20 protein-coding genes are annotated in these 12547 nt (G+C 60.5%); all 20 read left to right on the top strand.

What is annotated here, in order from left to right:
* Positions 1 to 402 precede the first annotated feature (402 nt).
* Positions 403 to 726, top strand: coding sequence for a hypothetical protein (locus tag V5738_RS11015; RefSeq protein WP_423820852.1), 324 nt, complete (start codon positions 403 to 405; stop codon positions 724 to 726).
* Positions 727 to 835: 109 nt separating this feature from the next.
* A complete protein-coding gene (locus V5738_RS11010) occupies positions 836 to 1228 on the top strand; it encodes a transglycosylase SLT domain-containing protein (protein WP_423820851.1) in 393 nt (130 codons plus the stop codon).
* Positions 1228 to 1653, top strand: coding sequence for a hypothetical protein (locus V5738_RS11005; protein ID WP_423820850.1), 426 nt, complete (start codon positions 1228 to 1230; stop codon positions 1651 to 1653). The genes V5738_RS11010 and V5738_RS11005 overlap by 1 nt, the downstream gene beginning before the upstream one ends.
* Complete coding sequence (locus tag V5738_RS11000; RefSeq protein WP_423820849.1) at positions 1650 to 1850, top strand: hypothetical protein; 201 nt, start codon at positions 1650 to 1652, stop codon at positions 1848 to 1850. The genes V5738_RS11005 and V5738_RS11000 overlap by 4 nt, the downstream gene beginning before the upstream one ends.
* Positions 1832 to 2161 carry a hypothetical protein gene (locus V5738_RS10995; RefSeq protein ID WP_423820848.1) on the top strand — a complete coding sequence of 110 codons (330 nt, stop codon included), beginning with the start codon at positions 1832 to 1834 and terminating at the stop codon, positions 2159 to 2161. Before V5738_RS11000 ends, V5738_RS10995 begins: the two co-directional genes overlap by 19 nt.
* Positions 2151 to 2531 carry a hypothetical protein gene (locus V5738_RS10990; RefSeq protein WP_423820847.1) on the top strand — a complete coding sequence of 127 codons (381 nt, stop codon included), beginning with the start codon at positions 2151 to 2153 and terminating at the stop codon, positions 2529 to 2531. The genes V5738_RS10995 and V5738_RS10990 overlap by 11 nt, the downstream gene beginning before the upstream one ends.
* A gap of 11 nt (positions 2532 to 2542) precedes the next feature.
* Positions 2543 to 3172 carry a putative metallopeptidase gene (locus V5738_RS10985; protein WP_423824169.1) on the top strand — a complete coding sequence of 210 codons (630 nt, stop codon included), beginning with the start codon at positions 2543 to 2545 and terminating at the stop codon, positions 3170 to 3172.
* Between the two features lie 30 nt (positions 3173 to 3202).
* Positions 3203 to 3667 carry a DUF2280 domain-containing protein gene (locus V5738_RS10980; RefSeq protein WP_423820846.1) on the top strand — a complete coding sequence of 155 codons (465 nt, stop codon included), beginning with the start codon at positions 3203 to 3205 and terminating at the stop codon, positions 3665 to 3667.
* 286 nt (positions 3668 to 3953) lie between these two features.
* Positions 3954 to 5159 carry a terminase gene (locus V5738_RS10975; protein ID WP_423820845.1) on the top strand — a complete coding sequence of 402 codons (1206 nt, stop codon included), beginning with the start codon at positions 3954 to 3956 and terminating at the stop codon, positions 5157 to 5159.
* A gap of 46 nt (positions 5160 to 5205) precedes the next feature.
* Complete coding sequence (locus tag V5738_RS10970; protein WP_423820844.1) at positions 5206 to 5544, top strand: hypothetical protein; 339 nt, start codon at positions 5206 to 5208, stop codon at positions 5542 to 5544.
* Complete coding sequence (locus V5738_RS10965) at positions 5541 to 5819, top strand: hypothetical protein (RefSeq protein WP_423820843.1); 279 nt, start codon at positions 5541 to 5543, stop codon at positions 5817 to 5819. Before V5738_RS10970 ends, V5738_RS10965 begins: the two co-directional genes overlap by 4 nt.
* 70 nt (positions 5820 to 5889) lie before the next feature.
* Positions 5890 to 8067 carry a portal protein gene (locus tag V5738_RS10960; RefSeq protein WP_423820842.1) on the top strand — a complete coding sequence of 726 codons (2178 nt, stop codon included), beginning with the start codon at positions 5890 to 5892 and terminating at the stop codon, positions 8065 to 8067.
* On the top strand, positions 8060 to 8404 hold the full coding sequence (locus tag V5738_RS10955; RefSeq protein WP_423820841.1) for a hypothetical protein: 345 nt from the start codon (positions 8060 to 8062) through the stop codon (positions 8402 to 8404). Before V5738_RS10960 ends, V5738_RS10955 begins: the two co-directional genes overlap by 8 nt.
* A gap of 75 nt (positions 8405 to 8479) precedes the next feature.
* Positions 8480 to 9022: a DUF7681 family protein gene (locus tag V5738_RS10950; RefSeq protein WP_423820840.1), complete on the top strand. Its 543-nt coding sequence runs from the start codon at positions 8480 to 8482 to the stop codon at positions 9020 to 9022.
* Positions 9019 to 9279 (top strand): hypothetical protein, encoded by a 261-nt coding sequence (locus tag V5738_RS10945; RefSeq protein WP_423820839.1) that lies wholly within the window; start codon positions 9019 to 9021, stop codon positions 9277 to 9279. The genes V5738_RS10950 and V5738_RS10945 overlap by 4 nt, the downstream gene beginning before the upstream one ends.
* Positions 9276 to 9506 (top strand): hypothetical protein, encoded by a 231-nt coding sequence (locus tag V5738_RS10940; protein WP_423820838.1) that lies wholly within the window; start codon positions 9276 to 9278, stop codon positions 9504 to 9506. Before V5738_RS10945 ends, V5738_RS10940 begins: the two co-directional genes overlap by 4 nt.
* Positions 9507 to 9570: 64 nt before the next feature.
* Positions 9571 to 9933: a hypothetical protein gene (locus tag V5738_RS10935; protein WP_423820837.1), complete on the top strand. Its 363-nt coding sequence runs from the start codon at positions 9571 to 9573 to the stop codon at positions 9931 to 9933.
* A gap of 240 nt (positions 9934 to 10173) precedes the next feature.
* Positions 10174 to 11151 carry a hypothetical protein gene (locus V5738_RS10930; RefSeq protein WP_423820836.1) on the top strand — a complete coding sequence of 326 codons (978 nt, stop codon included), beginning with the start codon at positions 10174 to 10176 and terminating at the stop codon, positions 11149 to 11151.
* A gap of 32 nt (positions 11152 to 11183) precedes the next feature.
* Positions 11184 to 12128: a hypothetical protein gene (locus tag V5738_RS10925; RefSeq protein ID WP_423820834.1), complete on the top strand. Its 945-nt coding sequence runs from the start codon at positions 11184 to 11186 to the stop codon at positions 12126 to 12128.
* Positions 12129 to 12186: 58 nt separating this feature from the next.
* The gene (locus V5738_RS10920; RefSeq protein WP_423820833.1) at positions 12187 to 12540 is read left to right on the top strand and encodes a hypothetical protein; all 354 of its coding nucleotides are present in this window, start codon (positions 12187 to 12189) and stop codon (positions 12538 to 12540) included.
* The last annotated feature ends 7 nt before the right edge of the window (positions 12541 to 12547 follow it).

The raw sequence follows: 12547 nt of genomic DNA, 5'->3' as shown, positions 1-12547 counted from the left end.
TTGTTGGGCGACGAACGGAGATAATTAATGACAGAGAATGAGTTAGCACAAAGGCCGTGGATTTGGATTATAACGTACATCCAACCGGGTGAACTAAAAGCAACAACGGTAGCCGCTTACGATATCGTCGGCGCGGTGAAGAAATCAGAAATCGAAACTAGATTAATCGTCTCTATATCGTGCAACGGCCGGCCGATGTAGCCCAACACCGATTAGGTAGACCGATGTCGTTATATGCCACGAATAAGCGTTAATTGCCTGCACACGCAAGGCCCATGTTGCCGCCAACTGTGGTAAATTAGGAACTGTCGAATAGTGAGTCAAAGCCGCCTATGAAGCGGCTTTTTTTATGCCCGCGTGCCGGATCGGTACTGCGGGCTTTTTTATGCCCGGAGTATGCCGATGCGCGAATTCCTCAAGCGTCACCACACGCTAGCCAGCGTTGTTGTCGCCACTACTGTGGCCGTGGCCGCCGTATTTCTGATGCCGGCTATCGACACCGCCGGCCCGGCCAGCATGTCGATAGCCGGCCTGCTGATGTCGGCTATGCGTTTCGCGGTCGCAGTGGCCGCCGTGTTTCTCGTCCTGCGTGCGCTCGACGCGATCTCGGATTTCGACTGGAAGGTGATCAGCAATGACATCGAAAGCAACCCGCGTGCTATCGCTCTGTATTTTGGCTTGCGCTTTCTGGCTGTCGCATGGATCGCAAGCGCGTGTTTTTCCTGACCGGTACGACGGCCAGATCGAGAAAGCTGCGAAGCGGTATATGCCGGTAGCGAGCGCGGCATTCGGGTGGCGAATCCTCAAAGCTCAATATTTCCAAGAGTCGCGGCTGGTGCCTGGCGCCGAGTCGCCGGTTGGTGCCGCGGGTATCGCGCAATTCATGCCAGCGACCTGGGCCGACATCTCGCAGCGGATGGGCCTGCCGGCCAACGCGACGGTCTATATGCCGCGCTATGCGATCGATGCTGGCGCCTTTTATATGCACAGCCTTCGCTCGGTCTGGTCGTCGCCGCGGCCCGCGCGTGATCGGCACACCCTGGCGCTAGCCAGCTACAACGCCGGCACCGGGAATCTACTCAAGGCCCAGCGTGTCGCCGGCGGCGCGACGCGGGCGTGTCCAATTCTTTCTGCGCTGCCTCGGGTGACCGGCCGCAACGCCAAGGAGACGCAGACGTACGTGCGCCGCATCTGGCGATATTGGCGACGGATGACGGTGCTGCACTGATGGGTATGTTCAAGATGATCACTGGCGCCGTCGGCGGGGCGATCGGCGGCATGCCACGGTGGATGCTGTACGTGATTGCGGCCCTGGCCATCGCCGCGGCTGTCTGGGCGTTCACGTCGAAGGTGGCCAACAGTCACCGGTTGGACGAGTGCCACGACAATACAGCCAAGCTGCAGAGCAAGTTGTCGGCCGCCCAGCGCCAGATTGCCGACCTTCAGGCGAGTAAGGCGAATCTCGAGACCGCGCTGTCTGATCAGAACACCCAGATCGAGAAGCTGCGCGCCGATGCGGCCGAGGCCTCGAAGCAGGCCGCCGACGCAGCCGACACGCATCGTAACGCGCCGCAACGCGACGTATCGGATGACGTGAGCCCGGCCGCCGTGAACAAGCAAGTGCGACAGCGCATCCAGGAGCTGAGCCAATGAGCCGGTATGTCGTGGTCGATCATCCTGGGCATATCGATCTGCAGCTGATCGTGCGCCGCTCGCTGTTCGGACGGATTCTCAAGGGCGAACTGGCAACGCGCGCCGAGCTTGATCGGTATACCCCCGTCGGCCGATGCCAACCGGTCGGCACGGTATCGGACAGCCGGGAGAGCCTGTTATGCGACAAACAGTCCTGATCGGCTGTCTGCTGCTGGCCGCCTGTGCCAGCCAGCCCGAAACGCGCGTACGGACGAAGACGGTCACTGTGGAGGTGCCGGTCTATCGCAAGGCCGAGCCGCCGGCCTGGCTGCTCAATCCGGCCGTGACGCCCGCTGAGGTCAGCGAGATCTTCGTGGCGCCCGATGCCGACGGCGTTGTGCTGGGGGTGACAAAACAAGGGCTCACGCAGTTCTACCAGCTGCTGGATCAGCCGGTGGAGCGGCTACAGGCGTGGCGCGCGTGGGCGACGACAGACACAACCGGTGGCGAGCATGAGAATGGTCGATAAAGTCGATGAGGCCGCGAATCGTAACAGCGGCACATTGCTCGCGATACTTTTGATCATCCAGATGGTGATACTGCCAGGGCTTGGCTGGATCTTTTTAAAGATCGACACAATGCAAGATTCGTCGAACAAGATGAATAGCAGCGTCGCAGTGTTCTCGGATCGTCAGATCCGGCAAGGGAAAGACATCGCCGAGATCAAGAACACGCTCAAGGGCGTCGAGACCAAAGACGCGGCACACGATGCGCACCAGAAAATCTGGCAGACCGATCAGGATCAGTACGATCGGCTCGATGAGCTGAGGCAAGGCCAGCAAAGCCTAAAGAGTCGGGTTCAGAAGCTGGAAACGCAGTTCGAGGGCAGGGGGCGCTGATGGCGGAGAGGATGCGGCCCTTGCCACCGGGTGCGATGGATCCGAACGCCGAGCACTATAGCCCGAGCGCCTGGTTCACACCCAGCGGTGATCTGCTCGCATGGGTCCGAACAACGTTTATCGACGAGGGCGCGGCGCTGCAAAACCCCGAGCATGCACATCTCGAGTATGCCGATCTTGCGTTTCTATGGGCCGGCGTACCAAACAGCAAGAAAGGCCGGACGGTGCTCGGCACAGCCGAAACATGTCCGCCCCAAGTTACGGCCGGCAAGTGGCTCAAGGGGCGTATCGAGCAACAGCTGGTCGGCTGGTTTAGTAGCATGCCGGATTTCCTAATCACGCTCGACGCGAACTACGCGCTCGAATGCAGCGACATGCAGTTCTGTGCGCTGGTCGAACATGAGCTATTGCATTGCGCCCAGGAACAGGACGAGTACGGCGCGCCCAAGTTCACTCAGGAGGGACTGCCGAAGTTCGGTATTCGCGGTCACGACGTTGAAGAATTCGCGAGCGTGGTTCGTCGCTACGGGGCGCCTGATGTTGAGACAGCAGCATTCATTCAGGCCGGGCAGCAAGCGCCAGAGATCGGCGCGGCCAGCGTGGCGCGAGCGTGTGGAACATGTCTGCGCGGCGTGGCCTGATGCCGACCGTCTGCCGACCAAGTATTTGACATGGCGAAATTAACCGACGCAATCCGCGAGCATATCGTCACGGGCCTGGCGTGCTTTCAGACACCATCCGACGTGGCGAAGTCCGTCGGCGAAGTATTCGAGGTCGAGATCACGCGCCAACAAGTCGACGACTATAACCCGACAGGCCGACGCAAGAAGATGCTCGCCCAGCGTTGGCACGACTTGTTCGCCGCCGCGCGCGAAGCGTATCTCGAGGATACGGTCAGCATTCCGGTAGCCAATCAGGCGGTCCGGCTCGAGCGTCTGTCGCGTATGGCCGATAAGGCGGAGCGCATGGGCAACATCGCGCTGGCGGCGCAGCTGATCGAACAGGCCGCGAAAGAGACGGGGGGCATGTTTACGAATCGGCGTGAGCTGACTGGCAAGGACGGCGGGCCGATCGAAGAACGCGCCGCCGTGATTTGGCAAGCACGGAAACGGCTCAATGGCGACGACGAAAGCTGACGTCGAATTCATGCTGGCCGAGGATATGGGCCGACTCGCCGATGACCCAATGGGCTGGGTCATGTATGCGTTCCCCTGGGATACTGACGAGTCGATCCAGATCGTCGAGTTGGACGACGAGCGAGCCGAGCGTTACGGCTGTCGTTATGGCCCGGACGTTTGGGCCTGCGAAGCGCTTGAGGAATGGGGCCGTCATATTCGGGAACAGCGTTTTGACGGCAAGACGCCGGTCGCGCCGTATCGCCAGGCGGTCACGTCGGGCCATGGCATCGGCAAGTCTGTGTTCGTGGCCTGGACGATCCTGTTCATTATGTCGACGCGGCCGGGCTGCAAGGGTGTGGTCACGGCGAATACGTCCGACCAGTTGCGGACGAAGACCTGGGCCGAGCTGGCGAAATGGCATCGACGCTGTATCACGCGTGACTGGTTCGTCTATTCGAACAGCCGCGGCAACATGAATATTCACCACGTCGACGATCCGCAGAATTGGCGATGTGACGCGCAGACGTGCCGTGAAGAAAACAGCGAGTCGTTCGCCGGTTTGCATGCGGTCAACAGCACGCCGTTCTATATCTACGACGAGGCGTCGGCCGTCCCGAACAGTATCTGGGAAGTTTCTGAGGGCGGCATGACCGACGGCGAGCCCATGTGGTTCGTCTTCGGCAACCCGACGCGGACAACCGGTCGTTTCGCGGAATGCTTCGGTGTCATGCGACATCGTTGGTCGACACGAAAAGTCGACAGCCGCGAGGTTCAGGTCACAAACAAGGTCAAGATCGCCGAGTGGATCGAGGACTACGGCGAGGATCACGACTTCGTTCGCGTCCGTGTGCGCGGTGAATTCCCGCGCGTGGGCGACACGCAGTTTATCGGCGCCCATATCGTCACTGAGGCCATGGCTCGCGAATTAGACGTTCCTGTGTTCGCGCATTTCCCGCGCTTCATCGGCGTGGACGTCGCGCGATTCGGATCCGACAACAGTGTGATCATGCGCCGGCAGGGGCCCATGGTCTGGAAGCCCAAGGTGTTCAACCGCGTCGATACGATGGAGCTGGTGGGCTATATCGTTGACGAGGCGCGCGACTTCGAGTCGAACGTGATCTTTATTGATGGCGTCGGGGTCGGCGGTGGCGTGGTCGATCGTTTGCACCAGCTCGGGTTCGATGTGGTCGATGTCCAGTCCGGACAAGCCGCCGTTGATCACAAGCGATTCAAGAATCGTCGCATGGAGCTTTGGTATCGGATGCGCGAATGGCTGGACGGCGACGTATCGCTGCCCGCTGGACTCAATGAGCTGCGCGACGATCTGACCGGGCCCGAGTATGGATTCAATGATCGGCAGCAGATGGTGCTCGAGTCGGTCGACTCGATGAAAGAACGCGGCCTGGCCAGCCCCGACTATGCCAGCGCCCTGGCGATGACCTTCGCCGACTTCTCCGCCGGGCATCGGCGGGCCAAGGCGAAGCAGGTGCGCAAGGTGCGCTGGGCATGACGCGGTATACTCGGGGTTCGGTTCCTGCGGGCGAGGACGGCCAGCGATGAACAACGCACAGATGAAATACGGAGTTGCCTCGACAATCCCGGTCCTGCCGCCGGTCAGAGACATCCCCGACGACCCGAACAAGCGCGCGCTGATGCAGCTGGTGGATGAATCGGTCTGGGATTGTGCCAAGCAGTTGGCCGATGAAGGGTATACGCCAGATCGAGTTTGTCTTGGTGCGGATATTATAGCCAAGTACGAGCATGCGGCCGAAGCCAAGATCGACAGCTTGATCGGGCTCCCTGTGCAGGAACACCCGATGGGCGAGGGGTTCGTCAGCGTTTGGGCGCTTGAGTCGTCGAATGCTGAGCCGGTCGCGGTGGATTTTCAGTCGTGACCGTCGTATCGCTCAAAGCCCATCGCAACCGCAACCTGGCCCGCGCCATTGCCGATCGGCATGTGACCGGCGACCCGGCGTTGATCCGCTGGCCGATAGCTCACCCGGCGCCCGGTGAATTGGATGAATCCATCTCGGCGCTGCTGGATGAGGCCAACGAGGCGCTGGCCGATGCCCCGGTCTGTATGCCCACGTCGCCCGAGGCGATCGACGCATGGTTCGAGATCAATGCCCGGGCAGTGCAGATGATCCGGGACGAGCTGGGCCCGCGATGATGCTGCCCGACCGAACACTCCAGCCCCGCCCGGAGCGGGGCTTTTTTATGCCTGAAATCTGGAGCCCATCATGCCCGGCCTGATGATCGTCAAAAGCAACGAACAGCTCGACGCCGAAGCCGAGGCCGAGCGTCAAAACATGATCGATCAGCCGGCCGAGCCGATCGTGTCGGCCCTGGTCGGCGCTGTGCACGCGGCTTGGTCCCGCAATAAGCGCGCCCGGATCGACATCGATCGCGAGTTGCTGGCCTGTCTGCGGCAGGTCAAGGGCGAGTACGACCCCGAGGAGCGCCAGCTGATCGCCGAGCAGGGCGGCGGCAACATGATCTATATGATGCTGGCGGCGACCAAGGTCAGCGCAGCCACGGCCTGGCTGCAGGATGTCGTGCTGCCTCCGGATCATCTGCCGGTCGGTGTCGAGTCGACCGAGATCCCCGATCTGCCGCCCGAGGTCTACGCCGAGATGGTTCGACGCGTTGTCCAGCAGGTCGAGGCCGAATCGCAACAGCAGGGCCAGCAGCAGCCCGGCCGTGCCGCGATCGATGAGCGGATCAAGGAAGTCGAGGCCGATGTTCGCGAGCGGGTGAATCAACAGGCCAACGAACGCGCCGAAAAAATGACGAAACGGCTGATCGACCAGCTGGAAGAGGGCGGATTCAGGAAGGCCATGGAAGGGTTCCTAGATGACTTCGCGACCTACCCGGCCGCGATCCTGAAGGGGCCGATCTACCGCACCTCGCCGAAGGTCGAATGGGGCCCGAACTGGCAGCCGATCCCGACCGAACAGCTCACGGTATCGTTCGAGCGCGTCTCGCCGTTCGATATCTACCCGTCGCCCGATGCGGACAACGTCGACGACGGCGATTTCATCGAGCGCATGCGCATGACCAAGTCGCAGATCTATGCGCTGCGCGATCGAGCGGGTTATGACCGCGAGGCCGTCGACCGCGTGCTGGCCAACGAGACGACCGGCAATCTGCGCCACTGGCTGTGGACCGACAGCGAGCGCGAACAGCTCGAGAACAAGGATCACAGCTGGCTGACGCAATCCGGCCTGGTCGATGCGCTACATTACTGGGGTCATATCGAAGGCCGCCACCTCATCGAGTGGGGCATGGACGGCGATATTGACCCGCTCAAGCCCTATCACGTCGAGGCGCTGGTCGTCGGCAACGAATGCCTACGGTGCTCGATCGTCGACGATCCGCTACAGCGCCGGCCTTATCAGGCGGCCAGTATGTTTTCAAAGCCCGGCCAGTTCTGGGGCGAGGCGCTGCCGAAGCGGATCCGGAATACCTGCAAGATGCTCAATTCCATCGCGCGCAGCCTGGCCGACAATCTGGCGGTCAGCTCGGGGCCGCAGGTCATGGTCAATGTCGATGCGCTGGCCGACGGCGAGGACGTGACCAACCTGTACCCGTGGAAGATTTGGCAGACCAGCTACGATATGAACGCGGCCAGCGGTAGCGCCCAGCCGGTCAATTTCTACCAGCCGACCGCCAACGCCAACGAACTGCTGGGTGTGTATCGGGAGTTCGAGACCAAGGCCGACGATGAATCGGGCGTGCCGCGCTATGCCTACGGCAACGAGGATGTCGGCGGGGCCGGCCAGACCGCATCGGGCCTATCGATGTTGTTCGATGCCACAAGCAAGGGTATTCGCAAGGCGATCAGTCATATCGATGCCGGCGTCATGCGCCCGCTGGTCGAAAAACTCTGGATGGACGAGATGCGCTACGGCGACGATCCGAATATCAAGGGCGATGGCCGCATCGTGGCGCGTGGTGCTGCGGCGCTATTGATTGCGGACCAAGCCCAGGCGCGACGCAAAGCGTTTCTTGATGGGACGAACAATCCTACCGATATGGCGATCATTGGCATGGAAGGCCGCTCTGAAGTGTTACGCGAATTTGCGAAGTCGCTGGATATGCAGCCCGATCGCGTCGTGCCGTCCCGCGAAGAACTCAAGAAGCGCCAGAAAGAGCAGGCCCAGCAGCCCGATCCCGAACAACAGAAGGACATGGCCCAGCTTGAACTAGACAAGCAAAAAGCTGAGCAGGATGCGCAGCAGGATCAGGCCGAGCTTGAGCAGAAAGAGCGCGAGAACGAGCGCAAGTTTCAGCTTGATCAGCAGCGGTTCACGCTCGATACGGCTCGTTATCTGTCCGGCGAGGAACAGAAGCAGTTTCAGCGGCGGATGGGGTTACAATCGACGCCAGTACGCAGCGCGGAGAACACTAATGCCTGACCAGATGAAGCGATACTTTGCCGAAGGTGGGTTGCTGGTACTTTTGCTCGGCTGGATCGTTTGGATGATCGGCCGATCGGTTGGCATGGATAAAGGGGACTCCCAAGGCGATCCCGACGGCAGAGTACTGGAAGAATCCATCTTTGGTCATCTGATGTATCTAACGCGCTTTCGGCCGGTTGATCGAGATCCGTTAACTATTTCCGAGGCGGTTGAAGACATAGTGTTCGAACTGGATATTGATGCGAACGACCCAGTCGTGACTCGTGCCGCCGAAAGGTGCCGTAAATGGCATTCAGAAAGCGAGTCAATTGTTGCCACCCAGGGCCAGACTTAGGCTATACTGTACGAAACCGAGTGACACCGAAGGCCCGCCATGTTTGAGCGGGCCTTTTTTGTGGGCGGAATAAGTATGCAGCTACACGTCGGACCCAGCGAGCACCGCGCAGGCTTTGTCTCGCTGACCGTGCAATCGGAGCGCGGCGTCAAGTGCGAGCGGCTGATCCCGGGCAACGCGCACGGCGTGCGTGATCTGATCACAACGCATGGCAATCGGCTGGCCGAGCATTACGGCGTTGTCCGTCTGCTCGTCAGCGACGACTTGCCGATCAGCGAGGCGACTGCGGCGGCGAAGATAGAAGTACCGTCGCATAAGTCGGCTTCTTCTGCGCCCGATCTGGATACGGAGGCATTCGCCATTCGTCCATTCTTCCCGTTCAAGGAATCCGTGGAGTTCGCTGAATCCCAGAAAAAGCGCGACACGATGCGTCGCGAGCATCGCGAGCTGACCCAGCAGCAGGCCGCCGAGATCGCGGATATCAAGGCGCTGGCCGAATCCATTGATACGCGGCTGTCGGCCTACGAAGGCGAGCGCTTCGCCATGGCTCGCGCCCGGCTCGAAGAAGCGGTCATGTGGGCGACTAAGGCGATCACCAGTTCGCGAGGCATGACATGAGTGAAAACACCGGGATGTCATTTCAGGCCGCATTCTCGTATCTCAAACGCGGACACGCGATTACGCTTCCCGAATGGGGTGGCTATTGGTCGTGGGACGACGAAGCCAAGACGGTCCAGATGCATACGCGCAAAGGCGATGTGATCGACATGCGATCCAGCCTGGACATGGACTACACGATCGGCTTCATGTTCCGAAACGACTGGCGTCTGGTCAAAGACACGGCAGCCACTGAGCACGCAGAAGCTTCGCAGTGATCAAACCCGATGCCCAAGTCGCCAAGTCGCTCGCAACGCTCAAGAACACGCCGGAGTTCCAGCCGGTGCGCGAGTGGATCGCTCAGAGCCTGTCCGATGTCGACCGCAAGCTGAGGACGGGTGAAGGCACGCATCTAGCCCGTTTACAGGGCGAGGCGCAGTGTCTTGAAAGCCTGATCGAGCGGGTCGACAATTCGCGCGAGACTGCTGAGAAATTGTCAAGATGAAACGTGCCATGACTGGCGATAACTGCGAAACTGCGTCCCGGGAATTGAATCACGGGGGTAAGACTTGTCAGTCACTGATGTTGCGGGAATTTGCTTTCCGATTGGCGTCGAGCTTGTCGTTTTGGGGCTTGTGGTTTGGAGCATGCAGCACTGGAACACTTCGGTAGCCTTGCGTTTTTTTGGCCTGGTGATGATAACGGTAGGCTCATTGTCCGGCTTAGCCGTAGCGTATATGGCCTATAAGGTGGGTCGCGCGGATGGCTGGGTTACCCATAGCCTGCAGCAGCTTGCTTATACATTAGGCGGTGCCGTCGGAGCAGGGTTTCTTGCGCAGGGCGCAATCTTCCAAAACTCGGATCGTGAGGGAAGGTCGCCGAAAAGATATATCGGAAGGGTTTCATTAGAGCTCTCTGATAACGACAACTGATACCGAAAAGAGCCGCCCATGAGGCGGCTTTTTTGTGGGCTGCGCCTATGTAGGCAGCGCCTAGACAAACACGGGCAATAGCCCGAACCCCGTCGAATCCCGCGATGCGGCTCGGCGGATCAACGCCCAATAGGGCATTCAATCATCCCGAATCCCGTCATTACGGCTGACCGGCTCCGGTGCGTCGACGGACGCGCTTGTGCCGGACAACCCCGGAACACGGCTCAGGAGTGCAAAGCAATGCGTGGTCTACCCAGATCCGTTGAACAGCAGGGCGAGGAAGCCGAACGACTGCATGCGCAGATGTACGGCCAGAACGCCCAGGACGATGACGACAACCGTGATCCCGAGAACGCCGAAGGCGTCGATGGCCAGCCCGACGGGGCTGCCACCGAACAGCCCGAAGCGGAACCGGCCGCGGAGGCAGGAAATCGCGAAAGCGATGCCGATTATTGGCGGCGACGATTCGAGACGCTGCAGGGCAAATACAACGCGGAAGTGCGCCGGGTCGCGCAAGAGAACGAGCAGCTACGTCAGAAGGTGGAGCAAGCCGAGTCTCGTGCATCCGATCTGGATCAGAAGCTGCGTGATGCCCAGCAGAACGCCCCAATCGACGTGTCGCAGCATTTCAGCCAGGAAGAGCGTGACCAGTTCGGTGACGACACCCTGGCCATGATGCACCGGCACGCCAATGCCGTCGCCGATGAGCGAGCGCGGCAGGTCCGTCAGGAAATGTCGGGCGAAGTCGAGCAAGTCCGTCAGACGCAGCAGCAGTCCAAGGCCGAACAGTTCGTCAATGAACTGACCGACCGCGTGCCGGACTGGCAGCAGGTCAACCAAGACCCGGCGTTCCATCGCTGGCTTGAGGAGGCCGTGCCGGTTCACACAGATCAGGGCCGACAGCAGTTGCCGCGTCAGACGCTGCTCGAGCAGTACGAGCAAGCCGGCAATGCGCGCGATGTCATCGCCATGTTCAACGAGTTCAAGGAGGCCCGCCAGGGCGAGCAACGGCAGCAGCAGGAGCGACGCGAAGCGCCGCCCAAGGCCAGTGGAGGCGGGACACCGCCACCGTCGGACCAGGGGCCGGCGTGGGTGACTCAGCAAGAAATTGCTGACTTCTATGCATCCCAATCCGAGTGGATGCGTCGTGATCCTGATGCCTGCCGTGCTCGCGAACGTGAAATCGAGCGCGCAGTTCAGGCCGGCCGAGTCCGTTAGCCGACTGCCGCGCTCCGTTCTAGGAGCACACCATGGCAGGTCCAGCCAGTGTATCGGGGCACCCCAACTATTCGAGTGACGGCCCCGTCAAATTCATCCCCGCCTTCTGGGCGGGCAAGCTTCGCACGAAGTTCTACCGGTCGACTTGCTTCGGCGAGATCGCGAACACCGAATACGAAGGCATCATCGCCCAGCAGGGCGACGGCGTCTGGATCCGAACCGAGCCGGATGTCGACATCAAGGACTACCAGCGCGGTCAGGATCTCGAGTACGAGGATCCGGCAAGCGATTCCGTATGGCTGCCGATCGACGAAGCCAAGTACTTCGGGTTCAAGGTCAACGACATCGATCGATATCAGTCCGATATCGACATGATGGACACGTTTACCGATAGCGCCACACAGCGGATGGGTGTTGCTATCGACCGAAGCATTCTCGGCACGAAGTACGCCGAAGTCGACCCGGTCAATGCGGGCAACAGCGCCGGCAAGATCCAGGGCGACTACGAGCTCGGCGAGCCCGGTGCGCCGAAGGTGCTGACGCCTGGCAACATCCTCGACTTCATCGTCGACATGAACAGTGTCCTCGACGAGCAGGATGTCGATCCGATGAATCGCTGGATTGTGCTGCCGACTTGGGCAACGAACATGCTCAAGAAATCGGATCTGCGCAACGCCGATGCGATGGGCGACGACACGTCGGTGATCCGCAACGGTCGTATCGGCATGATCGATCAGACGACGCTCTACAAGAGCAACAACATGTCGACGGTCAACGATGCCGACGCCGGCGGCCAGAAGATCACCAACATGATGTTCGGCCACAAGTCCGCGCTGACCTTCGCCAGCCAGATGACCGAGATGGAAGAGCTGCCGCACCCGACCAAGTTCGGCCGGCTGGTTCGCGGCCTCAACGTCTACGGCTGCAAGGTCATCGCGCCTGAGTACATGGGCCACGGCTACATCGCCAAGGGCTGATCGATCCCCAACTGAGTGAAGGCGCCTCCGGGCGCCTTTTCTCTTTCAGGAGGCTGCAATGCCAACCCCAAAGTACCTCGTCCGTTCGGATAACGGCCGGATCTTCGCGTATACGCCGCAGCTGGCGAGTCTGCCGACGATGATGGAGTCTATGGACCTCGAAGAGGCCCAGATGCTCAGCCGCAAGCGTGGCGGCAACCCGACGGCCAGCCGCGGCCCCGATCCCGAGCCGAACGATACGCCTGCCAACGAAGGCCAGGGCGAAAACGACGAGTTCGTAATCTCCAAGGCCAACAAGGACGAACTCGAGGCGTTCGCTAAGGAGCAGTTCGACGTTGATCTCGATAAGCGCAAGAAGGTCGACGATCTGCGCGCCGAGGTCATGGAACTGGTTCAGGCCAACGAAGGCTAGGGCGAGT

The sequence above is a fragment of the Salinisphaera sp. SPP-AMP-43 genome, assembly GCF_049568105.1.
Lineage (GTDB): Bacteria > Pseudomonadota > Gammaproteobacteria > Nevskiales > Salinisphaeraceae > Salinisphaera.
Note: the sequence above shows the minus strand (reverse complement) of the source record. Positions and strands in the feature narration are given on the sequence as shown.

What these genes read in the sequence shown, in the direction of transcription:
- V5738_RS10960 (WP_423820842.1), top strand. Translation starts at nt 5,890, where the DNA reads ATGCCCGGCCTGATGATCGTCAAAAGCAACGAACAGCTCGACGCCGAA.
- V5738_RS10920 (WP_423820833.1), top strand. Translation starts at nt 12,187, where the DNA reads ATGCCAACCCCAAAGTACCTCGTCCGTTCGGATAACGGCCGGATCTTC.
- V5738_RS10990 (WP_423820847.1), top strand. Translation starts at nt 2,151, where the DNA reads ATGGTCGATAAAGTCGATGAGGCCGCGAATCGTAACAGCGGCACATTG.
- V5738_RS10970 (WP_423820844.1), top strand. Translation starts at nt 5,206, where the DNA reads ATGAACAACGCACAGATGAAATACGGAGTTGCCTCGACAATCCCGGTC.
- V5738_RS11005 (WP_423820850.1), top strand. Translation starts at nt 1,228, where the DNA reads ATGGGTATGTTCAAGATGATCACTGGCGCCGTCGGCGGGGCGATCGGC.
- V5738_RS10930 (WP_423820836.1), top strand. Translation starts at nt 10,174, where the DNA reads ATGCGTGGTCTACCCAGATCCGTTGAACAGCAGGGCGAGGAAGCCGAA.
- V5738_RS10995 (WP_423820848.1), top strand. Translation starts at nt 1,832, where the DNA reads ATGCGACAAACAGTCCTGATCGGCTGTCTGCTGCTGGCCGCCTGTGCC.
- V5738_RS10985 (WP_423824169.1), top strand. Translation starts at nt 2,543, where the DNA reads ATGCGGCCCTTGCCACCGGGTGCGATGGATCCGAACGCCGAGCACTAT.
- V5738_RS10980 (WP_423820846.1), top strand. Translation starts at nt 3,203, where the DNA reads ATGGCGAAATTAACCGACGCAATCCGCGAGCATATCGTCACGGGCCTG.
- V5738_RS11000 (WP_423820849.1), top strand. Translation starts at nt 1,650, where the DNA reads ATGAGCCGGTATGTCGTGGTCGATCATCCTGGGCATATCGATCTGCAG.
- V5738_RS10950 (WP_423820840.1), top strand. Translation starts at nt 8,480, where the DNA reads ATGCAGCTACACGTCGGACCCAGCGAGCACCGCGCAGGCTTTGTCTCG.
- V5738_RS10925 (WP_423820834.1), top strand. Translation starts at nt 11,184, where the DNA reads ATGGCAGGTCCAGCCAGTGTATCGGGGCACCCCAACTATTCGAGTGAC.
- V5738_RS10955 (WP_423820841.1), top strand. Translation starts at nt 8,060, where the DNA reads ATGCCTGACCAGATGAAGCGATACTTTGCCGAAGGTGGGTTGCTGGTA.
- V5738_RS10945 (WP_423820839.1), top strand. Translation starts at nt 9,019, where the DNA reads ATGAGTGAAAACACCGGGATGTCATTTCAGGCCGCATTCTCGTATCTC.
- V5738_RS11015 (WP_423820852.1), top strand. Translation starts at nt 403, where the DNA reads ATGCGCGAATTCCTCAAGCGTCACCACACGCTAGCCAGCGTTGTTGTC.